A 25558-nucleotide genomic window follows, 5' to 3' on the forward strand; every position below is an offset into this window, starting at 1 on the left:
GGCTTCCTCCTGAAGTCTGAGCTTTCTCAACTCCTTTAGGTAAGCGACCTCCGCTTCAAGCTGTAAAATTCTCAGACGTAAGCGGTCTTCTTCTGTTTTAGGTGGAGGAGGCATTCTGGCATATTTAGGTTTCATTGGCGGTCGTCCTGATGGTTTATAAGGAATAAGTCCTTTTATGCCACTTTTTTCAAAGCGTTTCAACCAGGTTCCAACTAATGTGTCAGAGGGGATATTGTAAAAACGAGCGGCCTCTCTAATGCTCATTTTCCCTTTTAGGATAGGTTGAAGAACCTGTAATTTAAATTCTGTTGTGTAGTGTTTACCCATAAAAAAATCTGCACCTCAATTGTTGGTTGTTTAGTCCAACTTTTGGGGTGCAGATCAATTTGACCGCACTTTTTTTATTACCACTTCTCTAACGCTTCTTTATCGCTCTCTCTTGCTTCAATCCAACGTTCGCCTTGATTAGTTTGTTCTTTTTTCCAGAACGGAGCTTTGGATTTTAAAAAGTCCATAATAAATTCATTAGCGTGGTAGGCATCACCTCGGTGAGCTGAACTAATTCCAACTAAAACAATTTCATCTCCAGTATGTAAAATTCCCACACGATGAATCACAGACACTCGCCGGATATCCCAACGGGCTTTCGCCTGTTCTACAATTTCACGTAAGGCTTTTTCTGTCATGGCGGGATAATGTTCTAAGTATAAGCTGGACACTTCATCACCTAAATTAAGATCGCGAACTTTACCCACGAAAATAACCGTTGCGCCAACTGAATGTTGCTCAGAAAGCCATTGGTAAACGGCATTTTGATCGAAAGGCTGTTCTTGTAGTGAAATTTGAATATCCGTCATTTAGCCTCCTGTTACCGGTGGGAAAAACGCAATTTCATCCCCATTTTTGACCGCACTTTCTAATGGCATCAAAGTTTGATTGATAGCGACTAAAAGTTTCCCTTTTTCTAACGCTAACGCCCATCTATCACCTTTTTGAGCAAGATGTTCACGCACCGCTTCCGCTGTTGCAAAATCGCCTTCAAGCTGAATAGAATCGACGCCAATTAATTCACGAGTTTGAGCAAAAAATAAAATATTTAGCATCTTATTTTTCCTCCGCAATAAAATGACCAGATTTTCCACCGCTCTTTTCTAACAGGCGAACGTGCTCAATTACCATGTCTTTTTGTACGGCTTTACACATATCGTAAATGGTTAAGGCTGCTACGCTTGCTGCCGTTAATGCTTCCATTTCTACGCCGGTTTTTCCGGTTAATTTGCAAAGAGATTGAATACGAACTTGGTTTGTTTCAGGTAACGGTTCTAAATTCACTTCTACTTTAGAAAGTAACAATGGATGGCAAAGCGGGATAAGTTCCCAAGTACGTTTTGCTGCTTGAATCCCTGCAATACGTGCTGTAGCAAATACATCGCCTTTGTGATGTTTGCCTTCCACGATCATAGCAAGGGTTTCTTTTGACATAGTAACGATGGCTTCAGCACGAGCTTCACGAACGGTCTCTGCCTTTGCAGAAATATCCACCATATTGGCTTCGCCTTGAGAATTGATATGCGTAAATGTAGTCATAATATAAAGTGCGGTTAAAATATTGAATGTTTTACATGTGTGATGAAAGCAAAATAAGTGAACAGTAAAAGTCACCTATTCTCTTTTAGCCACCGATAGAAGCTAAATGATTTCTTACGCCACTATCACCGATATGCAAATAATGATGTTCACGTTTGCCTTGCAATGCAGAAAAAATACGTGCTTGCAAAATATCTTGCTGTTCATGGGATTGCAATAAATCACGTAATTCAATGCCTTCTTCGCCGAATAAACAGAGATGAAGTTTGCCCTTCGCTGATACTCTGAGACGATTACAGCTTGCACAGAAATTCTTCTCATAAGGCATAATTAAGCCAATTTCGCCTGCATAATCAGGATGTGTGAATACTTTAGCAGGACCATCAGTATGGGATTTGTGTTGTAATTGCCAACCGTTTTGCAGCAATTTATCCGCTAATACTTGTCCTGAAAGATGGAATTTATCAAAGAAACTATCCATTTCGCCCGTTTGCATGAGTTCGATAAAGCGCATTTGAATTGGGCGATCTTTCACCCAAACAAGGAATTGCTCAAACTCTTTGTCATTCAAATTTTTCATCAAAACTGAATTGACTTTAACTTTGTTGTAGCCCACTTCAAATGCACGATCGATACCACGCATCACGTCATCAAACTTATTGATACCTGTAATTTGATGGAACATTTTAGGATCTAAGCTATCAACACTGACGTTAATAGACGTAATCCCTGCCTTCTTCCAATCAGCCACATCTTTTGCCATACGATAGCCATTTGTCGTGACGGCTAATTGACGGATTCCATCAATATTAGCAATGCTTTCAGCAATAGAAATAAAATCTTTGCGTAAAGTCGGTTCGCCCCCCGTTAAACGGATTTTCTCTGTGCCCATTTCAGCAAACGCTTGAGCAAGATGGGTAATTTCTTTTAAAGTTAAGAAACTTGGTTTGTTAGCTTCGGGTTGATAACCATCAGGTAAACAATAGGTACAACGAAAATTACACTGATCGGTAATCGACAGTCGTAGATAGTAATATTGGCGTTGGAAAGGATCGACTAAGCGAGACTCTCCTACGTTCTTGATAGGAATGGATTGCATTTTACACCTTTCTAAACATGGAGAGGATAAACCGTTTCCAGCGTATCCCTGAATAACGTACCGCGTTATTGGCTTGCCACCGTATTTCTTGTGAAACTTAGGCTAAACAAGCTCGGAGTTATGCGTTAAAAATAAATTGTGTTGGTATTGTAATAAAAGCAAGCGGTTAATAGCAATAATTTGGTAGAATAACCCGACTATATTGATAAAAATAACAGAATTAACTTATATAAAAAAATATATAACATTATTTTTTATAATTATTTATAGGTAAAAAAGGAAGAAAAATGTCTGATTTATCTCGTCACAGCCGTCATGAAAATTTAGACGAAATCAAACATATTGTTGCCATTGGTGGTGGTCATGGATTAGGGCGTGTATTATCGGCGCTGAGTTTTATGAAAGAGAGTTTAACCGGTATTGTCACCACCACAGATAACGGCGGTTCAACTGGCCGAATTCGCCAAGAACAAGGTGGTATCGCGTGGGGCGATCTACGTAATTGCTTAAACCAAATCATCATTGAGCCAAGCACGGCATCTGCATTATTTGAATACCGCTTTACTGGTGAAGGTGAACTTTCTGGGCATAATTTAGGCAATTTAATGCTCAAAGCCTTAGAAGATATGCATATTCGCCCTATTGAAGCCATTAACTTAATTCGTGAATTACTCAAAGTAAAATCTCACATTATTCCCATGTCAGAAGAACCTGTTCATCTTGCCGCGAGTTTAGGTTCAGGCTCCAGTATTGTCGGTGAAGTGAGCATTGATAATTTAACGGAATTACCTCAATCACTTTTCTTAGTGCCCATGGTTAAAGCCGCACAAGAAGCCATCCAAGCATTAGAGCAAGCGGAAGTCATTTTACTTGGTCCAGGAAGTTTCATGACGAGCATTATGCCACCATTATTATTACCTGAATTAGCGACTGCCCTGCGTAATAGCAAAGCGAAAGTGATTTTTATTGATAATTTAGGGGTAGAAATTGGCGCGGCCTCTCAGCTTTCACTGGCTGATCGTATTCAGAAAATTAATGAAATCGTCGGCGAATCCGTTATTGATGGTGCTATAACCCCTTATCGTGAACAAAGTGCAGTCGATTTGTCTACCATTTCTTCCGTTAAAATCTTAGCTAAACGCTTGAATGCAGATGATATTAGCTATCGTCATGATCGGACATTACTTGCCAAAGCTATCGATGAATTAGTGGGTGAATTAGATTACGAATAAAAAAACCGCACGTTAAAGTGCGGTCATTTTTTGCTTATTTTTTCCCGAAAACTCTCACATTCGTGAAACCATTTTCTTTTAAATAAAGCGCTTGCAGTTTACTCATCACGCCTCGTTCACAGTAAAGCACATAGTTTTTACTTTGATCTAATGAACCGAATTGTGAAGATAATTTATAAAACGGCAATTGCATTACTTGATGCTCGTCTGATTCAAATGGATTTTCATCTGTCTCTTCAGGGCTGCGAATATCTAAAATAATATCGTTTTCACCAAGTACTGAAATGGTATCCACTTCTACCACTTCTTTCTCCGTTTCTTCTGCAATTTGGCGAATATCTAAATATTGTGCATTTTCAACCGCACTTTCCAACACGCCAAAATCAAAGTGATTTTCTTCTTCAAGAATTTTTTCACGTACCGCTTTAATCGTTGGATTTTTAGAAATCACTCCACAGAATTCCGGCATTGATTTAGCAATATCATCGGTACCGATCTCTTTCGCCATTGCGATAATTTGTTCTTTATCATGAGTAATAAGTGGACGTAATACTAATGCATCTGCAGCTTCATCAATTAAACGCAAATTGGTTAAGGTTTGGCTTGAAACTTGTCCGAGTGCTTCGCCGGTAACAATGGCTTGAATATCAAAACGTTGTGCAACTTTACTTGCAGCTCGCACCATCATTCGTTTTAACACGACGCCCATTTGGCCGTTATCGACTTTCTCTAAAATCTCGCCCACTACGCCTTCAAAAGGAATGGCAATAAAACGGACTTTATGGGATGAGCTATAGCGATTCCAAATATGGTAAGCCATTTGTTTCACGCCAATTTCATGGGCTGCGCCGCCCAAATTGAAGAAACAATAATGCACACGTGAACCACGGCGAATAAGCATATAACTGGATACGCCTGAGTCAAAGCCACCTGAAATCAATGAAAGCACATCTTCTTGTGTCCCAATTGGATAACCGCCAAGACCAACATGACGAGCTCTCACCAGCATCATTTTGTCATATTCAATATCAATACGCACCGTCACATCAGGATTTTTTAAGCGTACTTTTGCACTTTCAATATGCTGATTTAAACCACCACCGATGTAACGTTCTGCTTCAATGGAACTGAAATCATGTTTCCCTTTGCGTTTTACACGTACACAAAAGGTTTTGTTTTCAAGTTGTTCAGCGACATCTGCTAAGGTCAATTCAAAGATATGATGTAAATCGGTAAACGGTTTTTCTTCCACTTCTAAAAAATGATGAATACCTGGAATGCGTTGTAAAAGCGCAATTAACTCTTCACGATTGGCTTCATTTTTTGAGCGCACTTCGATGTAATCCCAATGACGAACAACCGCTGTTTCTTCATCATATTTCTGTAAAATATTGCGGATATTAGAGGTCAAAATTTTCGCGAAACGCTTACGCACAGTTTCGCTTTTAATCATAATTTCAGGAAAAAGTTTAACGATAAATTTCATAATAATCTGTGAATAATAAAAAATGGCCGTATTGTACGCTAAATTCCAGATCCCACAAAGTTCAAATTCTCACGAAAAACTGACCGCACTTTGAAATAAGTTTTTAACATCCCTATAAAAATCAAGTACAATACGGAGCAATTTATTCATCTGAAAAGGATAATTTAATGGCGCGTAAACCAGCAAATGCTGAACCTGATTTTGAAACAACACTTGCACAGTTAGAAACTATTGTGGCAAAACTTGAAAGCGGTGAATTACCATTGGAAGATGCGCTGAAAGAATTTGAGAACGGCATTAAATTGGCTCAACTTGGTCAAGAGCGCTTGCAACAAGCAGAACAACGTATTCAAATTTTGTTACAAAAAAGCGAAACCGCCCCATTAAGTAATTATCAAGGGGACGAGTAATCCATGAGTTATCAATTCGGCACTGAACTCAAACAAGTTCAAGATTGCATTAATCAGTTTTTAGCCAATCAATTTGAAGAAATTGACTCTTATAATGCCCCTTTGCGTGATGCCATGAAATATGGCTTATTACTAGGCGGCAAACGCGTTCGCCCTTTCCTTGTCTATGCAACGGGTAAAATGCTGGGTGCAGAAACAACAGCTTTAGATTACGCGGCAGCAGCCATTGAAGCTATTCATGCTTATTCTTTAATCCATGATGATTTGCCTGCCATGGACAACGATGAACTTCGTCGTGGTCAACCAACTTGTCATATCGCTTTTGATGAAGCCACGGCCATTTTAGCTGGCGATGCGTTACAAACTTTTGCCTTTGAAATTCTCCCTGAAGCCCCTTCTCTTTCTGCAGAACAAAAATTGCAATTAGTGAAAGTCTTAGCTCAAGCATCTGGCGTACAAGGCATGTGTTTAGGGCAAAGTTTAGATTTAATTTCTGAGCATAAACAAGTTAATTTAGACGAATTAGAGCTTATTCATCGCAACAAAACGGGCGCGTTGCTAACAGCTGCATTAAAACTGGGTTTTATCTGCTCTCCTCACTTTCAAAACAAAGAATTAGAGCAACAACTAGAACGTTATTCACAAGCTATTGGTTTAGCTTTCCAAGTACAAGATGACATTTTAGATATTGAAGGTGACAGTGCTGAAATCGGTAAACCGGTGGGGTCTGATTTAGGTTTAGATAAAAGCACTTATCCAAAGCTGTTAGGGTTAGAGGGCGCGAAACAAAAAGCACAAGAACTCTATCAAACCGCCTTACATGAATTAGACAATTTGCCTTTTGATACCACTGCATTGCGTGCATTAGCTGAATTTATTGTCAATCGTAAAAGTTAATGGTGACAGCACTTATCTTGATTTCTCAAAGTGCGGTCACTTTTTTCACATTTTAGGACTAACGAATATATGAACAACTACCCTCTTTTATCCTTAATTAATTCGCCGGAAGATTTGCGTCTTTTGAACAAAGATCAGCTTCCGCAACTTTGTCAGGAGTTACGGAGTTATCTGTTGGAATCCGTTAGTCAAACCAGCGGCCATTTAGCATCTGGCCTTGGTACCGTTGAATTGACGGTTGCACTACACTACATTTACAAAACCCCTTTTGATCAATTAATTTGGGATGTGGGCCATCAAGCTTACCCACACAAAATTTTGACGGGACGTCGTGATCAAATGTCCACCATTCGCCAAAAAGGCGGCATTCATCCTTTCCCTTGGCGTGAAGAAAGTGAGTTTGATGTATTAAGTGTTGGTCACTCTTCTACTTCAATCAGTGCAGGACTAGGGATTGCAGTGGCGGCAGAACGTGAAAATGCGGGTCGTAAAACCGTTTGTGTGATTGGTGATGGTGCAATCACTGCAGGGATGGCATTTGAAGCCTTAAACCATGCAGGTTCTTTACATACTGATATGTTGGTTATTTTAAATGACAATGAAATGTCCATTTCTGAAAATGTGGGGGCATTGAATAATCACCTTGCTCGCATTTTCTCTGGTTCATTATATTCAACGGTTCGTGATGGCAGTAAGAAAATTCTAGATAAAGTGCCAACTGTTAAAAACTTTATGAAGAAAACCGAAGAGCACATGAAAGGTGTGATGTTCTCGCCAGAAAGTACGCTTTTTGAAGAGCTCGGTTTTAACTATATCGGGCCAATTGACGGGCATAATATTGATGAATTAATTGCCACCTTAAGCAATATGCGCGATCTCAAAGGGCCGCAATTCTTACACATCAAAACTAAAAAAGGAAAAGGTTACGAGCCTGCAGAAAAAGACCCGATCGGTTTCCATGGCGTACCAAAATTTGACCCAACAAGCGGCCAACTTCCTAAATCAAATACCAAACCAACTTATTCAAAAATCTTTGGTGATTGGTTATGTGAAATGGCGGAACAAGACGATAAATTAGTCGGTATTACACCTGCAATGCGTGAAGGTTCTGGCATGGTAGAGTTTTCAGAACGATTCCCACAACAATATTTTGATGTTGCCATCGCTGAGCAACATGCTGTTACCTTTGCAGCCGGTCTTGCAATTGGCGGTTATAAACCTGTTGTGGCAATTTATTCTACCTTCTTACAGCGTGCTTATGATCAGCTTATTCACGATGTTGCTATTCAAAACTTACCTGTTCTCTTTGCCATCGATCGTGCAGGTATCGTAGGTGCTGATGGTCAGACTCACCAAGGTGCGTTTGATTTAAGCTTTATGCGCTGCATTCCGAATATAATCATTATGACACCAAGTGATGAAAATGAATGCCGCCAAATGCTTTATACGGGTTATAAATGTGGTAAACCGGCTGCGGTACGTTATCCGCGTGGAAATGCAATCGGCGTAGAATTAACCCCACTTGCTGAATTAGAAATTGGTCGTTCAAAAATGGTTCGTGAGGGTGAAAAAATCGCTATTCTGAATTTTGGTACACTCTTACCAGCTGCTTTATCTGTGGCAGAAAAACTCAATGCGACTGTTGTCGATATGCGCTTTGTGAAACCAATTGATGAAGCTCGTATTCTAGAAGTGGCAAATACCCATGATGTCATTGTGACATTAGAAGAAAATGCAATTCAAGGTGGTGCAGGTTCTGCTGTTTCAGAAGTGCTAAATTCTCATAGAAAAACAACCGCACTTTTACAACTAGGTTTACCTGATATCTTTATTCCGCAAGGCACACAACAAGAAGCGCTTGCTGAAATTAAATTAGATGAAAAAGGGATTGAAGAGCAAATTATTGCCTTTATAAAGGGCTAAATTCGTTCATTTTGGTTTAATTTTGATATTTTTTAAATATTTTTTCAAAAATATCGAACTATTTCAAAAACACACAGTCTGATACATTGCTAGTGCACTGCATATTGCAGTTATCTTTTTGAAGTTTCTTATAAATTAAGACCTCCCCGCTATTCAAGTTTTGAGTAGCGGTTTTTTCTTTTTGGAAGGTAATAAAAAAGGACGCTTTTCAGCGTCCTAATTTTTTGAATCTAAACTTTAAAAAATTAAAGTGCAGATTTTGCTTTCTCAACTAATGCAGCGAACGCCACTTTGTCGAATACAGCGATATCAGCAAGGATCTTACGGTCGATTTCAACAGACGCTTTTTTCAAGCCGTTGATGAATTTGCTGTAAGATAAACCATTTTGACGAGCCGCAGCGTTGATACGTGCAATCCATAATTGACGGAATTGACGTTTACGTTGACGACGGTCACGATATGCGTATTGACCAGCTTTGATCACCGCTTGGAAAGCAACGCGATACACGCGTGAACGTGCACCATAATAACCTTTAGCAGCCTTAAGAACTTTCTTATGGCGTGCTCTTGCAATAACACCACGTTTTACACGAGCCATTATTTAATCTCCTATGTAATATTTTTAACTAATTTAACTAATCGTACGTTTTGCTTAAATAACGGCTTATGCATATGGTAAGCAAGCTACTACTAAAACTTGGTCTGCTTTCGCAACCATTGATTTATGACGTAAATGACGTTTACGTTTAGTTGTCTTTTTAGTCAAAATATGACGTAAGTGAGATTGTTTACGTTTGAAACCGCCAGAAGCTGTTTTTTTGAAACGCTTAGCAGCACCACGTACTGTTTTAATTTTAGGCATTGTTAAAATAACTCCGCATTTTAAGTTAAACACATAATTAGGCGAATCCGAAGATTACTTGTAGGCACTAATTATTCCAATATGGCAAATTGAATTGCCCTTCTCCAAAAGCAATTAGGCTGCGTAGTTTGCCCAATGTGCAGTTGTATTCTCACCGAAGTGAAAATTCGATTATCTAGATCAAATCTAAATAAAAAATTATTTTTTCTTAGGTGCTAACACCATTACTGCTTGGCGACCTTCTAATTTACCCGGTGCAGATTCCACTACTGAAATGTCAGCCAAATCATTTTTAACGCGTTCTAACACGTCTAAACCGATATCTTGGTGAGCCATTTCACGACCACGGAAACGTACAGTAATTTTCGCTTTATCGCCATCTTCTAAGAAACGGATTAAGCTACGTAATTTAACTTGGTAGTCACCTTCATCAGTACCTGGACGGAATTTAATTTCCTTCACTTGTACAACTTTTTGCTTTTTCTTCTGTTCTTTTGCAGTTTTACTCTTTTCATAGAGGAACTTGCCGTAGTTCATAATACGACAAACCGGTGGTTCGGCATTCGGACTGATCTCAACTAAATCAAGCGCTGCTTGTTCTGCCATATCTAAGGCCTGTTGAATTGATACAATCCCCGCTTGTTCACCATCTTGGTCAATCAAACGAACTTCTTTTACTCGAATTTCATCGTTAATGCGATTCGGGCGGTTAGCTGCCGGAGCTTTTTTTACGGTTTTGATAATGTTATTCCTTCTATTTATTTAAGATAAAACCCACTGCATTTAAAACAGAAGATTTCTTCAATCATTTGCTATAAAAACAAACAAAAAACGGGCAAAATTTTATAGCATTTGCCACGTTTATGCAACAAGGATTTCTATTCCTTTAAATATCAGTGGTTAAAGCACTTATTTCAGCTGAAATACTCTCTCCAAATTGAAGCAATTTTTCTAATCTTGCGGTTTCAATACATACCATTGTTCTATACCCTTCTGGTTGCATCGCACTTGGTGTTTTTTCCCAAGGATTCCATAGCACAATTGAATCTGCATGATGGTGTGTAATTTGAATATGTCGATTAAATGCATTATCCACTAAGAATGTTTTATCTTCCTCTAATGTATAAATACAATCCACACCTTGTTCTATTCTGCGTGTTGAAGGAACGTCTGTATGTTTACCTTGTAATGAGTCATAGCAACGACTTGGTAAATTTTGGACTTCAATTTGTGAAATATCACCAATATTAAAATAACTGTGTAATGCCGCTTGAGCTGGTTCTTGCCCTAAATGCGTTAAAGTCATTGTGCATTTATCGGTAAATTCCATTTTCATTTTGGCTTCAATCACACCATATTCAGAAAAGAGCGAAAATTCTAACCGCACTTTATTAGCTTGGAGATCATAATCACTTAATTGCCACAAACGTAAACGCGCTGTACCGTGTGAAGGTTGTTTAAGGCCTCCAAACCAAGGGTAACAAATCGGCACACCGCCGCGAATTGCCACACCTTGTGTGAAAGGTTCAATCTCACTTAACCAAAAAATCTCCTGCTCTTCCCCTTTAGGTTGCCAATTTAATAGCTGCGCCCCTTGTAATGCAATTCGAGCTGAACCTACGGAGTGATTTAAGATTAAAACAGGAATTTCATTGATATGTTCTAACGTTAATTCTGGTGTTAATTGTTGAATTTGAGCTGTCATATTCGTCTCCTTGTGATAAGTCTATTATATAGAAGAAAGAGAGACTTGAGTTTATTTTTATACCGTGAATATAAAAAAACCGCACATCAAAGTGCGGTCATTTTTAATTAAGATTTTAAAGAATTAATTACTCTTCACCCAATAATTTCAACTCACGTTGTCTTACTTGGGATTTTAAGATTTCAGCAAATTCTTCAATCGTGAAAGTACCTAAATCAGCACCTTTACGGGTACGTACAGCCACTTTGCCTTCTGCGATTTCTTTATCACCGCAAACAAGCATATAAGGCACGCGACGTAAGGTATGTTCGCGGATCTTGAAGCCAACTTTTTCATTACGTAAATCAGCTTTAACTCGTAATCCCGCATCAGATAGTTGTTTCACCACTTTTTGCACGTAATCAGCTTGACTATCCGTAATATTCATCACAATCGCTTGGACCGGTGCTAACCATGCAGGGAAGAAACCCGCATATTCTTCAGTAATGATACCGATGAAACGCTCAATCGAACCTAAAATCGCACGGTGAATCATAACGGGTGTGCGACGATCGTTATCTTCTGCCACATAAGACGCATTTAGACGACCTGGTAATGCGAAGTCTAATTGGATAGTACCGCATTGCCATTCACGATCTAAGCAGTCACGTAATGCAAACTCAATTTTCGGACCGTAGAATGCGCCTTCACCTTCTTGAATTTCATATTCAAGACCGTTATGTGCTAATGCTGCTGCAAGACCTGCTTCTGCACGATCCCACATATCATCTGCACCGATACGTTTTTCAGGACGAGTAGATAATTTTACCTGAATATTTTGGAAACCGAACGTGCTGTAAATGTCGTAAACCATTTTGATACAGCTGGTTACTTCACTTTCAATTTGGTCTTCAGTACAGAAAATGTGTGCATCATCTTGAGTGAAGCCACGTACACGCATTAAACCGTGTAAAGAACCCGATGGTTCGTTACGGTGACAAGAACCAAATTCCGCCATACGGATTGGTAAATCACGGTAAGATTTCAAACCTTGATTGAAGATTTGGACGTGTCCTGGGCAGTTCATTGGTTTAATCGCATATTCACGGTTTTCTGATTGTGTAGTAAACATCAAATCGCCGTAGTTTTGCCAGTGACCTGTTTTTTCCCATAACACACGGTCCATCATGAACGGACCTTTCACTTCTTGATAATCGTATTCTTTTAATTTAGTACGTACGAAGGTTTCCAATTCACGGAAAATTGTCCAACCATCGTTATGCCAGAACACCATACCCGGTGCTTCTTCTTGCATATGATATAAATCTAACGCTTTACCGATTTTACGGTGGTCACGTTTTGCCGCTTCTTCTAAGCGAGTTAAGTATTCCGCTAATTGTTTTTTATCTGCCCAAGCCGTACCGTAGATACGTTGTAACATTTTATTTTTGCTATCACCACGCCAGTACGCACCTGCAACTTTCATTAATTTGAAGTGTTGGCAGAAACGCATATTTGGCACATGTGGTCCACGACACATATCAATGTATTCTTCGTGATGATAAAGCGCAGGCGTTGCGGTACGTTCGATATTTTCATCTAAGATAGCCATTTTGTATGGCTCACCGCGTTTTTCAAAAGTATCTCTTGCTTCTTGCCAGCTTACCGGAGTTTTGATGACGTCATAATTGGTTTTCGCCAATTCAAGCATACGTTTTTCGATAGCATCAATGTCTTCTTGCGTTAAAGAACGGTCTAAATCCACGTCATAATAGAAGCCATTTTCAATCGTTGGACCGATTGCCATTTTGACATCTGGGAATAATTGTTTGATTGCGTGACCGAGCAAGTGTGCGCAAGAGTGACGAATAATTTCTAAACCGTCTTCATCTTTTGCTGTAATAATTTCAAGGTTAGCATCTTCATTGATGATGTCACAGGCATCACGACGTTCGCCGTTTACACGGCCAGCGATGGTTGCTTTGGCAAGACCGGCTCCGATATCTTGAGCCACTTCTAACACAGAAACTGGACGATCAAATTCACGTTTAGAACCGTCCGGCAAAGTAATAATAGGCATAATTTTTCCTTATACAGTGGTCGCCCATACGAAAGGCAACATGCAAATAATGATTAAAAACAAACCGCACTTTCATTCACTCCCACTATCGAGCAAACCAAGTGCGGCGGAGAATTTTAGCACTTTCCACCACACTTGTTAATATCTCGCTGAATTCTTTCCAATGAGTAAACAATGATTTTCCTGATAGCTACTTTATCTATTCAAAATTTCCGATAAAATGACCGCACTTTTGACAAACACCAATTAAAGGAAACTCTATGAACGTATTAGTATTGAAATCAAGCATCCTTGCAGATCACTCTCAAAGTAATAAATTAGCCGATTATACCATTGAAAAATTAAAAGAACACAACATTGTGGTGCGTGATTTAGCAGCGCAACCCCTTCCCCATTTTGATGCAACAGCTGCAACAGCAGTACGTGGCGAACCTAAAACAGCAGAAGAAAATGCACTTTTAGCTTTATCTGATGAGTTAGTGGCTGAATTAAAAGCAGCAGATATTATCGTAATTGGTGCGCCAATGTATAACTTAGGCATCCCAACACAACTTAAATCTTACTTTGATTTTATCGCTCGCCCTCGTGTGACTTTCCAATACACCGCAAATGGTCCTGAAGGTTTACTTCAAGGTAAAAAAGCGATTGTATTAGCGAGCTTTGGTGGTATGTATGATGAAAACAACAATGTGACAAATTATTTAAAAGCGATTTTAGGTTTTGTTGGCATTACCGATGTTCAGTTTGCTTATGCAAAAGGTATCGGATTAGGTGCTGAAGCGATTGAAAACGCACAACGTTCAGCAAGAAATAAAATTGATGAGATCGTTGCTTCTCTCTAATCACTGAATCTACTTCTTCTATTAAGCCATTTTGAGATATACCTCTAAATGGCTTTTTTCTAATCAACTTCCTCTATTTTTAATATCTTTGGTTAAAAATTAAAAAAATATTGTAAAATCACGCCAATTTTTTGATTATTTTCTTGACTTATGCACCATGTACTAGTTTAATAGTGCAAAAGTTCAGAATACAGGATTGACTATGAAAAATACCCCTTTTATTGCGGTGACCTCTCAACCGGTTCCCTATCATGCCGACACCACCGCTATTTTTAATACGCTTTGCCAACAGAACTCAAATTCTCTTCTCCTCGACTCTGCAGAAATTGGTAACAAAAATAGCTTACAAAGTCTTATTCTAATTAATGCGGCCGTTAAAATTACTTGCTTAGGCAATCAAGTGACATTTAGAGCACTAAATGCGAACGGTAAACAAATGTTAAAAGAAATTCATCCAGTGTTAAGCCAACTCGGTACTGTAAGTACGGTCAATTTTGACAATGAATTTTCTGTACAATTTGCGCCGCTCGATAATCAATTAGATGAAGACAGTAAATTACAAGCTGCCACAATTTTTGATGGACTTCGTGTCATTTCTAACCATTATCAACATAGCAGTACGCCAGTCTTTTTAGGTGGTTTATTTGCTTATGATTTGGTGGCAAATTTTATTCCAATGCAAGGTGTTGAATTAAAAGATGATGGTATTCACTGCCCGGACTACAGTTTCTATCTTGCGGAAAACTTAATCACCATCGATCACCAAAGCCAACAAGCCACCTTAAAAAGCTTTTGCTTTAGCCAAGAAGAACAAGTGGAAGTCGCAAAAACGGCACTTTCTATTGCACAAAAATTAAGAAATATTGATGGCGTACTTTCCATTAAAGCGGCAAGTGATGAGGTCAGTACCAACTTTGAAGATCCTGAATTTATCGGCATTGTAAAAGCATTAAAACATCATATTAATATTGGTGATGTGTTCCAAATTGTACCATCTCGCCGTTTTTCATTAGCTTGCCCGAATACCCTTGCGAGCTACGCACAATTAAAACTTAACAATCCAAGTCCTTACATGTTCTACATGAACGATGAGGATTTCATTTTATTCGGTGCATCACCAGAAAGTGCGTTGAAATATGCGCCGGACAATCGCCAATTAGAAATTTATCCAATTGCAGGTTCTCGTCCACGTGGGTTTGATGCCCATGGTAATATTGACCCAGAATTAGATGCACGTTTGGAATTAGAATTGCGTCTTGATCATAAAGAACAAGCTGAACATTTAATGTTGGTAGATTTAGCCCGTAATGACATTGCTCGCGTGTGCCAAAGCGGTACACGTAAAGTCGCCGAATTAATGCAAGTGGATCGCTATTCGCACATCATGCATTTGGTTTCTCGCGTGGTAGGTAAACTTCGTCCTGAACTTGATGCCTTACACGCTTATCAAGCTTGTATGAATATGGGCACTTTAACTGGTGCGCCTAAAATTAAAGCGATGCAGTTAATCTATCAATTTGAACAGCAAAAACGCCACAGCTACGGTGGTGCGGTCGGCTATCTTACATCTGATGGTCGTTTTGATACCTGTATCGTGATTCGTTCTGCTTTTGTACAAAATGGCATTGCCCATATTCAAGCCGGCTGTGGCGAAGTATTGGATTCAGATCCACAAATGGAAGCGGATGAAACTCGCCATAAAGCAGCTGCAGTGCTTAAAGCTATCAAACAAATTAATACCCAAGCAAAATAAGGACGATAAATTATGGCTAATATTCTCTTTTTAGATAATTTCGATTCATTCACTTATAACTTAGTGGATCAATTCCGTGTGCTTGGGCATAACGTAAAAATTTATCGTAATGACACCAATTTAGAACAAGTGGTACAAGAGGCATTAAATACACCGAATACGATTCTTGCGCTCTCACCAGGGCCTGGTACTCCGGCAGAAGCTGGGATCTTGCTCCCGCTCATTGAACGTTTAAAAAATGATGTGCCAATTATTGGGATTTGCTTAGGCCATCAAGCGCTTATTCAAGCCTTTGGTGGAGAGGTTGTACATGCAGGCGAAGTATTACATGGTAAAGTATCGCGCATTCAACACGATAACCAAGCCATGTTCAAAGATATTGCCAACCCAATGCCTGTGGCACGTTATCACTCTTTAATGGGTAAAAATCTGCCTGACGAATTTATTGTCAATGCCGATTACAATGGTATCGTGATGGCAATTCGTCATAAAACCTTGCCAATCTGTGCTTTCCAATTCCATCCAGAAAGCATCCTTACTGTGCAAGGTTCGAAATTATTACAACAATCTGTGGAATGGTTATTAAACAGAGATTAAGGAAGAAAAATGATTACCGTATATGGATTAAAAGAAGTGCTTGCGCCTCGTCGTCAAGATATTGCAGAAGTAATTTATAACTGTTTAAACCTTGGTTTAGACATTCCTCGTGGAAAGCATGCGATTCGTTTCTTATGTTTAGATAAAGAAGATTTTCTTTATCCTATCGATCGTAATGATGATTATACTGTTATTGAGATTAACCTCATGCAAGGTCGTATGGAAGGTACAAAAAAACGTTTAATCAAAATGCTCTTCAGCGAACTCGAATACAAAATTGGTATTAAATCTCACAACGTTGAAATTACGATTAAAGAACAACCTGCGCACTGCTGGGGCTTCCGTGGCATGACTGGCGATGAAGCGCGCGATTTAGATTACGATATTTACGTATAAGGGATGATATTATGCAAACGGCTCAATTATTAGAACAACTTTACAACGGAAAAACACTTAATAAAGAAGAGAGTGCGGTCATTTTTAACGCTATTATGCAAGGCGAACTGAATAACGAACAAATCGCTGCCATGCTGATTGCGTTAAAAGTACGTGGAGCTACTATCGATGAATTAAGTGGTGCGGTATCGGCCTCCTTGCAAAATGCCAAATCATTCCCTCGCCCTGACTACCCTTTTGCGGATATTGTAGGTACTGGTGGTGATGGTCAAAACACGATTAATATTTCTACGGCGAGTGCTATTGTTGCAGCCTCTATGGGAACCAAAGTAGCCAAACACGGTAACCGTAGCGTATCAAGTAAATCAGGTGCCAGTGATGTATTAACTGCTCTCGGGGTGAATGTCAACGTCACGCCAGAACAAGCTCGTCAAGCACTTGATGATATTGGGGTATGTTTCTTATTTGCTCAACAATATCACAGTGGGTTTAAACATGTTGCCCCTGTTCGTGCGGCATTAAAAACACGTACGCTTTTTAATATTTTAGGTCCATTAATCAATCCAGCTCGCCCAACTTATCATTTGCTTGGCGTGTATGCCCCTGAATTAGTAAAAACCTATGCAGAAACTGCTGTTGCATTAGGTCATCAACATACTTTTGTTGTGCATGGTGCAGGTCTTGATGAAGTCGCTGTACACGGTGAAACTCAAGTGGCTGAAATTAAAAACGGCAAAATTGACTACTTCACCTTAACACCTGAAGATTTTGGTTTAAAAACACAATCTTTAGAAAGTTTACGTGGTGGCGAACCGCAAGAAAATGCCCAATATCTGACCGCACTTTTGCAAGGTAAAGGTAAAGCTGAACACGCTAATGCGGTAGCGGCGAATGTGGCATTATTGTTGAAATTATTTGGTCATGATGACTTAAAACAAAATGTTCAAAATGTATTGGCTCATCTTGCATCAGGCAAAGCGTTTTATACATTACAACATTTAACAAGATATTAAGATAAAGGCTGATTTGATAAGCCACAATAAGAAGAAATATTATGATCATGCAAGATTTCACCAAACCAATTGACTCTGCGACGGTACTGCAAAAAATCGTCTTAGACAAAGCACAATGGGTTAAAGCAAAGGAAGCTGAATTTCCGCTTTCACAATTTAAAGAAAACATTCAAAAATCTGACCGCTCTTTCTATGATGCGTTGGCTAAAGGCACACATCAAAAGCCCGCTTATATTTTGGAATGTAAGAAAGCGTCCCCTTCTAAAGGATTAATTCGTAATGAATTTAATTTAGATGAAATCGCCAATGTGTATAAGCATTACGCATCAGCTGTTTCAGTGCTAACGGATGAGAAATACTTCCAAGGTAAATTTGACTATTTGCCGCAAGTACGTGACGTTGTCTCACAACCTGTATTGTGCAAAGATTTTATGATCAGCGAATATCAGGTTTATCTCGCGCGCCACTATCAAGCTGATGCTATTTTATTGATGCTTTCAGTGGTGAATGATGAAACCTATCGCATACTGGCTGATCTGGCGCATTCTCTTGGCATGGGCGTATTGACGGAAACCAGCAACGAAGAAGAGTTTGAGCGTGCCCTTGCATTAGGTGCAAAAATTATCGGAGTTAACAATCGTAATCTTCACGATCTCACTGTTGATTTAAACCGCGTAGTAGAACTTACACAAAAATATGCCGATCGTATCCCCGCTGATGCACGTATTATCAGCGAATCAGGGATTTATAATCACAGTCAAATTCGTGATTTGCAAAAAGTGGCACATGGCTTTTTAATCGGCAGCAGCCTAATGGGTAGTGCAGATTTAAATAATGCGGTACGTGAAGTTATTTTTGGCGAAAATAAAGTATGCGGTTTAACTCGCACGCAAGATGTCAAAGAGGTTTACGCAAACGGGGCATTATACGGTGGTTTAATTTTCGTCGAACATTCAAAACGCTGTGTGAGCCTACGTCAAGCCCAAGAATTAGTGACAGCATCACCACTTCGTTTTGTTGGCGTATTCCAGAATCAAGAGATTGATTTTATTGTAAAAATCGCTAAACAATTGCAGCTTTATGCTGTTCAGCTACACGGTTCAGAAACTGCTGAATTTATTACCGCACTTCGTCACCAACTGCCTGAGGAAACTCAAATTTGGAAAGCCATTTCAGTCGATACTGAGGCAGAAAGTGCGGTTGATTTTACGGATGATTTAAATATCGCACGCTATATTTTCGATAGCCAATCTGCTAATCAACAGGGTGGCACAGGAAAAACCTTTAATTGGTCACTCATTCCTGAAAACTTGAAACACAAAATTATTTTGGCTGGTGGCATTTCACCCGACAATATTGAACAAGCTATTAAGCAAGGTTGCCTAGGGGTTGATCTCAATTCTGGTGTAGAAACTGCCGCTGGCGTAAAAGATAGTGAAAAAGTGCGGTCAGTTTTTAAGACGATTTTGTCAAATTAATCTGATTGCTAAGGGGAAGCATTATGCAAAGAACAGCGTTAGTAACCGGCGCAACTGCCGGATTTGGTGCGGCTATTTGTCGCACACTCATTGAAAATGGCTATCGTGTAATTGGCACGGGGCGTCGTGTAGCTCGTTTAGAACAATTACAGCAAGAATTAGGTGAAAACTTCCACTTTCTTGCCTTTGATATTTCAGATCGCCAAGCAACAGAAGATGCTTTCCATTCCCTTCCCGCTAATTGGCAACCCATTGATTTATTGGTGAATAATGCAGGTTTAGGATTAGGCTTAGAAAGTGCAGATAAAGCGAGTTTAGACGATTGGATGCAAATGATTGATACCAATATTAAAGGACTCGTCACCATCACTCGTCTTGTATTACCACAAATGGTTGAACGCAATTCAGGTCATATTATTAATTTAGGCTCAATTGCAGGTACTTATCCTTACCCAGGTGGCAACGTATACGGTGGCACTAAAGCTTTTATTAAACAATTTAGTTTAAATCTTCGAGCCGATCTTGCTGGTACACAAATTCGCGTGTCCAATGTTGAGCCCGGTCTTTGTGGTGGAACTGAATTTTCGAATGTCCGCTTTAAAGGTGATGATGCCCGAGCTAAAAAACTCTATGAAAATGTAGAATATGTCAGTCCACAAGATATTGCTAATATTGTTCTATGGCTCAATCAACAACCTGAACATGTCAATATTAATCGCATTGAAGTGATGCCTACTGCACAAACCTTTGCACCACTTAATGTCGCAAGAATTCAAAAATAACAAGGAAATATTATGTCAGAAACCCTTTTAAATCCTTATTTTGGTGAATTTGGTGGAATGTACGTACCGGAGATTCTCGTACCGGTACTACAACAGCTAGAAAAAGCCTTTGTTGAAGCAAAAGACGATCCTGAATTCCAACGTGAATTTCAAGATTTACTTAAAAATTATGCAGGCAGACCGACCGCTCTTACCCTTTGTCGTAATTTAACCAAAGGGACAAAAGCAAAAATTTATTTAAAACGTGAAGATTTACTTCACGGTGGTGCCCATAAAACCAACCAAGTATTAGGTCAAATTTTATTGGCAAAACGCATGGGTAAAACACGCATTATCGCCGAAACCGGTGCGGGCCAACATGGTGTTGCGACAGCTCTTGCTTGTGCAATGTTAGATATGCCTTGCCGTGTTTACATGGGGGCTAAAGACGTGGAACGCCAATCACCAAACGTCTTCCGTATGCGTTTGATGGGGGCAGAAGTAATTCCTGTACAAAAAGGTTCTTGCTCATTAAAAGATGCGTGTTGTGAAGCCATGCGTGATTGGTCAGCTAATTATGAAAATACCCATTATTTATTGGGTACAGCGGCAGGCCCTCATCCATTCCCAACCATTGTACGTGAATTCCAAAAAATGATTGGTGAAGAAACCAAACGTCAAATCTTAGAAAAAGAAGGGCGCCTACCGGATGCTGTCATCGCGGCAGTTGGTGGTGGTTCCAATGCGATTGGTATGTTTACTGATTTTATTGATGAAAAAGGCGTACGCTTAATCGGTGTGGAACCTGCAGGTCATGGCATCGAAAGTGGTGAACATGGTGCACCATTAGGCCATGCAAGAGTCGGTATTTATTTCGGCATGAAATCACCTTTAATGCAAACTGAAGATGGCCAAGTAGAAGAATCCTACTCTATTTCTGCGGGATTAGACTTCCCTTCTGTAGGTCCGCAACATGCTTACTTACAAAGCATTGGTCGTGCAGAATACCCAAGTATCACTGATGATGAAGCCTTAAATGCTTTCCAAGCATTAGCAAAACATGAAGGAATTATTCCTGCATTGGAAAGCTCCCACGCATTAGCGCATGCGTTAAAAATGATTCATCAAGAACCAAATAAAGAACAAATTTTAGTGGTGAATCTTTCTGGTCGTGGTGATAAAGATATTTTCACCGTTGATAAAGTTTTAAAAGAAAAAGGAATGCAATAATGAGCCGTTTTGAAACTAAATTTGCAGAACTTGCAGCGAAAAAAGAAGGGGCTTTTGTACCTTTCGTGACATTATGCGATCCAACATTTGATCGCTCTTTTGAGATTATTTGCACGTTAGTCGAAAATGGCGCAGATGCGTTGGAATTAGGTTTTCCATTTTCTGATCCACTATTAGACGGTCCCGTTATCCAGGCAGCTAATAACCGTGCACTCAATGCTGGCCATAGCACTAAAGACAGCTTTAAATTACTCGCTAAAGTGCGGTTAAAATATCCAGAAATTCCGATTAGCTTACTCCTTTGTGCGAATTTAATTTTTGCGAAAGGATTAGATAATTTCTATCAACGTTGTGCAGAAGTCGGCGTAGATGCGGTTTTAGTGGCAGATATTCCACTATTGGCAAAAGAAGACTATGTTCAAGCTGCTAAAAAGCATGGCATTCAACCTGTCTTTATTTGCCCACCAAATGCTGATGCCAAAACGGTACAAGGTGTTGCTGAAAACAGCGAAGGCTATACCTATTTAGTTTCTCGTGCTGGTGTAACAAGTGCAGAGAATCAAGCTCATGCTGCAAACTTAGATACACTTGTAGAACAACTTAAAGCCCATAAGGCGCCACCAATTCTACAAGGTTTTGGTATTGCTCAACCTGCTCAAGTGAAAGAAGCCCTTCAGCTTGGTGCAGCAGGCGCAATTTCAGGATCCGCGACAGTAAAAATCATTGAGCGAAACTTAAATAATCAGGCTCAATGCTTATCTGAACTTGCCGAGTTTGTTCGCAATATGAAAACTGCAACCAAATAATAAATAAAAAAGTGCGGTTAAAATTAACCGCACTTTTGTTTTTCTTTTATTAATCCACAATTCGTAAATGAGATGCTGATTTCTGTGGTTTCTTTTCAGCTTTAGGTTTATCTACCGCTTCTGCAAAGCTTAATGGCTGTTCTGATGTCGGCTCACGATTGAGTTCATCGTAAATTTCTTCTGGCTCAAACATCACGCCATCACCATTTTCACGTGCATAAATAGCTAAAGCGGCACCCATCGGAATATATAACTCACGAGCCACACCTTTGAAACGTGCATTAAACTGAATAAAATCATTCGTTAATTGCAAATTCCCGGTTGCTCCCGCAGAAAGATTTAAGACGATTTGCCCATCTTTCACGTATTCTACAGGTACATTGGTACCATAATAATTAGCATCCACCACTAAATATGGGGTGAAATCGTTATCCACTAGCCAATCATAATAGGCTCTTAGTAAATAAGGGCGCTTTGGAGAAGGTGTGTGGGTCATTATTTATCATCCATTAAATTTTTAGGTGCAGCCTCACCTACAGATTGTAAGAATGAATCACGGCTAAATACACGATCCATATAGCCTTTGATTGCTTTGCTTCCTGTACCGCTAAATTCAACACCCATATTGCGTAATTTCCATAATAATGGTGCAACGTAGCAATCGACTAAGCCAAACTCTTCACTCATAAAATAAGGGGTTTGTTGGAAGACAACGGATACGGCTAGCAATTCTTCTTTCAACTGTTTTAATGCTTCTTCACGCTCAACTTCCGTGCCTTTTTCAGCAATTTCTAATGTTGGATACCAATCTTGTTCGATACGTAACATTAAAAGACGGCTTTTCGCACGAGAAACCGGATAAACTGGCATAAGTGGAGGATGTGGAAAACGCTCATCAAGATATTCCATAATGATGCGTGAGCTGAATAACACTAAATCACGATCCACCAAGGTTGGTAATGTGCCATAAGGATTTAATTCCATTAAATCTTCTGATAATGCTTGCAGATCAACTTCTTCGTTTTCGTAAGCAACACCTTTTTCAGCTAAAACAATTTTTACCTGATGGCAGTAAATGTCATTTTTATTTGAAAAAAGAGTCATTACTGAACGTTTACTTGATGCATTGGACATTTATTCCTCCGAAGATCCAAACTAACTTATATACTTCTACTAAAATGGGCGGTTATTTTAACATAACCGACAGGCAAATTGCTAACAATTTCTTATTTTTCCTTTAAAATCAATTGATTATAAGTAATCAATGAAAAATCAAAAAACGGTGATTTTTAAGTAATTTATTTTTTACAGACATAAAAAAAGCAGAGATTGCTCTCTGCTTTCTTGAAACGATAATAAAAAATTAACGTTTGGAGTATTGTGGACGACGACGTGCTTTGTGTAAACCAACTTTTTTACGTTCAACGCGACGTGCGTCACGAGTAACGAAGCCAGCTGCACGAAGAGCAGGACGTAAAGTCTCATCATATTCCATCAATGCACGAGTGATACCGTGACGGATTGCACCCGCTTGACCAGAAATACCACCACCTTTAACAGTGATGTATAGGTCTAATTTATCAGTTAATTCCACTAATTCTAACGGTTGACGTACGATCATACGAGCTGTTTCGCGACCGAAATATACGTCTAATTCACGTTGGTTGATAGTGATTTTACCACTGCCCGGTTTGATAAATACACGAGCTGAAGAGCTTTTGCGGCGACCAGTGCCGTAGTTTTGATTCTCTGCCATTTCCTAAACCTCGTGATTAAATGTCTAATACTTGTGGTTGTTGTGCTGCGTGTTGGTGTTCTGCACCTGCATACACTTTTAATTTACGGAACATTGCACGGCCTAATGGACCTTTTGGCAACATACCTTTAACCGCAATTTCAATCACCGCTTCAGGACGGCGAGCGATCATTTCTTTGAAAGTCGCTTGTTTGATACCACCTACATAGCCAGTGTGCCAGTAGTAAAGTTTATCTGTTTCTTTACGACCAGTTACTGCCACTTTGTCTGCGTTGATAACGATGATGTAATCACCAGTATCTACGTGTGGAGTGTACTCAGCCTTGTGTTTACCACGAAGACGGCGTGCTAATTCAGTAGCTAAACGACCTAAAGTTTTACCTGTCGCATCTACCACATACCAGTCACGTTTTACTGTTTCCGGTTTTGCTACAAAAGTTTTCATTAATTAATTACCAAAATATAAGTTTGATACCCAGTGTTCCATATTGTTTGAAACACAACCATTAATCTTAATCTCCACCCCTTCGAGTGTGATCTCGATAAAATAATGCACGGTGGGAATCCGTGCATTTACAGGGTCGGCACATTATACCTATTTTTAGAAAAAATGCTAACTTTTTGTGCAAATAAATTGATTTTCTTTTAAAATACAACGCACAATAAACAATCATTAATTTCATTCATTATTTTGATGAAATCATTGAAATTGACGCATATTAGTTCTTATCTTATGATAAGTGTATTCTAATAAAAAACGTAAGAAGGCATGCTATGAGCTACGCAAACGAAATTAACACATTAAATCAACATCTTGCTGATACTAACAAAAAAATTAATGTCTCCTTTGAATTCTTTCCGCCTAAAAATGAAAAAATGGAAAGCATGCTTTGGGATTCCATCCATCGCTTAAAAGTATTAAATCCTAAATTTGTTTCCGTCACCTATGGTGCAAACTCCGGCGAACGTGATCGTACGCATAGCATCGTGAAAGCCATTAAAGCAGAAACAGGCATAGAAGCTGCACCACATTTAACAGGTATTGATGCGACACCTGAAGAATTAAAAGAAATTGCAAAAGATTATTGGGATAGCGGAATTCGTCACATCGTCGCATTACGTGGTGATGAACCAAAAGGTTATGCGAAGAAACCATTCTATGCGGCTGACTTAGTTGAACTACTCCGCTCCGTGGCTGATTTTGATATTTCAGTTGCGGCATACCCTGAAGTTCACCCTGAAGCAAAATCGGCACAAGCAGATTTAATCAATTTGAAGCGTAAAATTGATGCAGGTGCGAATCATGTCATTACTCAATTCTTCTTTGATATTGACAGTTATCTTCGCTTCCGTGATCGCTGTGCATCCATTGGTATTGAGGCTGAAATTGTTCCAGGTATTCTGCCTGTTACTAATTTCAAACAACTGCAAAAAATGGCATCATTTACGAATGTAAAAATTCCAGCATGGTTGGCTAAAGCATATGAAGGATTAGATGATGATCCTACTACTCGCAATCTCGTCGCGGCGAGTGTGGCAATGGATATGGTAAAAATCCTTTCTCGTGAAGGTGTGAATGACTTCCACTTCTACACGTTAAATCGTAGCGAACTCACGTATGCGATTTGTCATACATTAGGCATTCGCCCTACAGCAAATCCATAA

At 39.3% G+C, this 25558-nt stretch carries 28 protein-coding genes, 2 pseudogenes and 1 riboswitch; of the genes and pseudogenes, 14 read left to right on the forward strand and 16 right to left on the reverse strand.

Translation table 11 applies throughout. The features are described 5' to 3' along the window. The 6 genes and pseudogenes from A9500_RS10975 to moaA form a co-directional block, all read right to left on the reverse strand. Window positions 1-204, reverse strand: a pseudogene (locus A9500_RS10975) (IS3 family transposase); the annotation flags it as partial. Further along, window positions 199-327: pseudogene (locus tag A9500_RS10980) on the reverse strand (transposase); the annotation flags it as partial. The pseudogenes A9500_RS10980 and A9500_RS10975, both read right to left, overlap by 6 nt. A gap of 77 nt (window positions 328-404) precedes the next feature. Continuing rightward, the gene (gene moaE / locus A9500_RS02245) at window positions 405-857 is read right to left on the reverse strand and encodes a molybdopterin synthase catalytic subunit MoaE (protein ID WP_065243741.1); all 453 of its coding nucleotides are present in this window, start codon (window positions 855-857) and stop codon (window positions 405-407) included. Further along, a complete protein-coding gene (moaD, locus tag A9500_RS02250) occupies window positions 858-1103 on the reverse strand; it encodes a molybdopterin synthase sulfur carrier subunit (RefSeq protein WP_065243742.1) in 246 nt (81 codons plus the stop codon). Between the two features lies 1 nt (window position 1104). Next, entirely contained in the window at window positions 1105-1587 is a 483-nt protein-coding gene (moaC, locus tag A9500_RS02255) for a cyclic pyranopterin monophosphate synthase MoaC (RefSeq protein WP_065243781.1), read from the reverse strand. 85 nt (window positions 1588-1672) lie between these two features. After that, window positions 1673-2686 carry a GTP 3',8-cyclase MoaA gene (moaA, locus tag A9500_RS02260; protein WP_049355725.1) on the reverse strand — a complete coding sequence of 338 codons (1014 nt, stop codon included), beginning with the start codon at window positions 2684-2686 and terminating at the stop codon, window positions 1673-1675. After that, window positions 2675-2816, reverse strand: a riboswitch (molybdenum cofactor riboswitch). Its footprint overlaps the gene before it by 12 nt. A 157-nt stretch (window positions 2817-2973) precedes the next feature. On the opposite strand from moaA, the gene yvcK reads away from it, so the two are divergent. Beyond that, window positions 2974-3918 (forward strand): uridine diphosphate-N-acetylglucosamine-binding protein YvcK, encoded by a 945-nt coding sequence (gene yvcK / locus A9500_RS02265; protein WP_065243743.1) that lies wholly within the window; start codon window positions 2974-2976, stop codon window positions 3916-3918. 34 nt (window positions 3919-3952) lie between these two features. On the opposite strand, the gene thiI is transcribed toward yvcK, so the two are convergent. After that, a complete protein-coding gene (gene thiI / locus A9500_RS02270; protein WP_065243744.1) occupies window positions 3953-5404 on the reverse strand; it encodes a tRNA uracil 4-sulfurtransferase ThiI in 1452 nt (483 codons plus the stop codon). Window positions 5405-5571: 167 nt separating this feature from the next. Here thiI and xseB point away from each other — a divergent pair, with 167 nt between their 5' ends. From xseB to dxs, 3 genes are all read left to right on the forward strand, one after another. Beyond that, window positions 5572-5814, forward strand: a complete 243-nt coding sequence (gene xseB, locus A9500_RS02275) for an exodeoxyribonuclease VII small subunit (protein WP_065243745.1) — start codon at window positions 5572-5574, stop codon at window positions 5812-5814. A gap of 3 nt (window positions 5815-5817) precedes the next feature. Beyond that, entirely contained in the window at window positions 5818-6711 is an 894-nt protein-coding gene (ispA, locus tag A9500_RS02280) for a (2E,6E)-farnesyl diphosphate synthase (protein ID WP_065243746.1), read from the forward strand. A 69-nt stretch (window positions 6712-6780) separates the two neighbouring features. Then, window positions 6781-8634 (forward strand): 1-deoxy-D-xylulose-5-phosphate synthase, encoded by a 1854-nt coding sequence (gene dxs, locus A9500_RS02285; protein ID WP_065243747.1) that lies wholly within the window; start codon window positions 6781-6783, stop codon window positions 8632-8634. A 245-nt stretch (window positions 8635-8879) separates the two neighbouring features. Here the strand turns inward: dxs and rplT are convergent, their stop codons facing one another. The 5 genes from rplT to thrS all read right to left on the reverse strand — a co-directional run bounded on the left by rplT (window position 8880) and on the right by thrS (window position 13261). Further along, the gene (rplT, locus tag A9500_RS02290) at window positions 8880-9233 is read right to left on the reverse strand and encodes a 50S ribosomal protein L20 (RefSeq protein WP_005596075.1); all 354 of its coding nucleotides are present in this window, start codon (window positions 9231-9233) and stop codon (window positions 8880-8882) included. A 66-nt stretch (window positions 9234-9299) separates the two neighbouring features. After that, window positions 9300-9497, reverse strand: coding sequence for a 50S ribosomal protein L35 (rpmI, locus tag A9500_RS02295; RefSeq protein ID WP_005596065.1), 198 nt, complete (start codon window positions 9495-9497; stop codon window positions 9300-9302). Between the two features lie 198 nt (window positions 9498-9695). Next, window positions 9696-10238, reverse strand: coding sequence for a translation initiation factor IF-3 (gene infC, locus A9500_RS02300; protein WP_080351268.1), 543 nt, complete (start codon window positions 10236-10238; stop codon window positions 9696-9698). A 145-nt stretch (window positions 10239-10383) separates the two neighbouring features. Next, the gene (locus A9500_RS02305) at window positions 10384-11202 is read right to left on the reverse strand and encodes a D-hexose-6-phosphate mutarotase (protein ID WP_065243748.1); all 819 of its coding nucleotides are present in this window, start codon (window positions 11200-11202) and stop codon (window positions 10384-10386) included. A gap of 127 nt (window positions 11203-11329) precedes the next feature. Then, a complete protein-coding gene (thrS, locus tag A9500_RS02310) occupies window positions 11330-13261 on the reverse strand; it encodes a threonine--tRNA ligase (RefSeq protein WP_049373418.1) in 1932 nt (643 codons plus the stop codon). Between the two features lie 260 nt (window positions 13262-13521). On the opposite strand from thrS, the gene A9500_RS02315 reads away from it, so the two are divergent. The 9 genes from A9500_RS02315 (at window position 13522) to trpA (ending at window position 22137) form a co-directional block, all read left to right on the forward strand. Then, a complete protein-coding gene (locus A9500_RS02315; RefSeq protein ID WP_065243749.1) occupies window positions 13522-14103 on the forward strand; it encodes an FMN-dependent NADH-azoreductase in 582 nt (193 codons plus the stop codon). Between the two features lie 202 nt (window positions 14104-14305). Then, window positions 14306-15856: an anthranilate synthase component I gene (trpE, locus tag A9500_RS02320; RefSeq protein ID WP_065243750.1), complete on the forward strand. Its 1551-nt coding sequence runs from the start codon at window positions 14306-14308 to the stop codon at window positions 15854-15856. Between the two features lie 12 nt (window positions 15857-15868). Then, window positions 15869-16453, forward strand: coding sequence for an aminodeoxychorismate/anthranilate synthase component II (locus A9500_RS02325; RefSeq protein WP_065243751.1), 585 nt, complete (start codon window positions 15869-15871; stop codon window positions 16451-16453). Window positions 16454-16462: 9 nt separating this feature from the next. Continuing rightward, a complete protein-coding gene (locus A9500_RS02330) occupies window positions 16463-16849 on the forward strand; it encodes a tautomerase family protein (protein ID WP_005629316.1) in 387 nt (128 codons plus the stop codon). Window positions 16850-16860: 11 nt separating this feature from the next. Then, window positions 16861-17862 carry an anthranilate phosphoribosyltransferase gene (gene trpD, locus A9500_RS02335; RefSeq protein WP_065243752.1) on the forward strand — a complete coding sequence of 334 codons (1002 nt, stop codon included), beginning with the start codon at window positions 16861-16863 and terminating at the stop codon, window positions 17860-17862. A 41-nt stretch (window positions 17863-17903) separates the two neighbouring features. Further along, a complete protein-coding gene (gene trpCF / locus A9500_RS02340) occupies window positions 17904-19340 on the forward strand; it encodes a bifunctional indole-3-glycerol-phosphate synthase TrpC/phosphoribosylanthranilate isomerase TrpF (protein WP_065243753.1) in 1437 nt (478 codons plus the stop codon). A gap of 23 nt (window positions 19341-19363) precedes the next feature. Continuing rightward, window positions 19364-20122: an SDR family oxidoreductase gene (locus A9500_RS02345; RefSeq protein WP_065243754.1), complete on the forward strand. Its 759-nt coding sequence runs from the start codon at window positions 19364-19366 to the stop codon at window positions 20120-20122. Window positions 20123-20134: 12 nt separating this feature from the next. After that, a complete protein-coding gene (trpB, locus tag A9500_RS02350; protein ID WP_065243755.1) occupies window positions 20135-21331 on the forward strand; it encodes a tryptophan synthase subunit beta in 1197 nt (398 codons plus the stop codon). Then, window positions 21331-22137: a tryptophan synthase subunit alpha gene (gene trpA, locus A9500_RS02355; RefSeq protein ID WP_065243756.1), complete on the forward strand. Its 807-nt coding sequence runs from the start codon at window positions 21331-21333 to the stop codon at window positions 22135-22137. Before trpB ends, trpA begins: the two co-directional genes overlap by 1 nt. A 49-nt stretch (window positions 22138-22186) precedes the next feature. On the opposite strand, the gene A9500_RS02360 is transcribed toward trpA, so the two are convergent. The 4 genes from A9500_RS02360 to rplM form a co-directional block, all read right to left on the reverse strand. Further along, on the reverse strand, window positions 22187-22633 hold the full coding sequence (locus A9500_RS02360) for a ClpXP protease specificity-enhancing factor (RefSeq protein ID WP_049366607.1): 447 nt from the start codon (window positions 22631-22633) through the stop codon (window positions 22187-22189). After that, complete coding sequence (sspA, locus tag A9500_RS02365) at window positions 22633-23271, reverse strand: stringent starvation protein SspA (protein ID WP_065243757.1); 639 nt, start codon at window positions 23269-23271, stop codon at window positions 22633-22635. Before sspA ends, A9500_RS02360 begins: the two co-directional genes overlap by 1 nt. 229 nt (window positions 23272-23500) lie before the next feature. Then, window positions 23501-23893: a 30S ribosomal protein S9 gene (rpsI, locus tag A9500_RS02370; protein WP_005696173.1), complete on the reverse strand. Its 393-nt coding sequence runs from the start codon at window positions 23891-23893 to the stop codon at window positions 23501-23503. Window positions 23894-23909: 16 nt separating this feature from the next. Then, window positions 23910-24338 (reverse strand): 50S ribosomal protein L13, encoded by a 429-nt coding sequence (gene rplM / locus A9500_RS02375; protein ID WP_005628896.1) that lies wholly within the window; start codon window positions 24336-24338, stop codon window positions 23910-23912. Window positions 24339-24667: 329 nt separating this feature from the next. Between rplM and metF the strand changes: the two genes are divergently transcribed. Next, window positions 24668-25558 (forward strand): methylenetetrahydrofolate reductase, encoded by an 891-nt coding sequence (metF, locus tag A9500_RS02380; protein WP_049366608.1) that lies wholly within the window; start codon window positions 24668-24670, stop codon window positions 25556-25558.

Source organism: Haemophilus sp. CCUG 60358 (assembly GCF_001679485.1).
GTDB lineage: Bacteria > Pseudomonadota > Gammaproteobacteria > Enterobacterales > Pasteurellaceae > Haemophilus_D.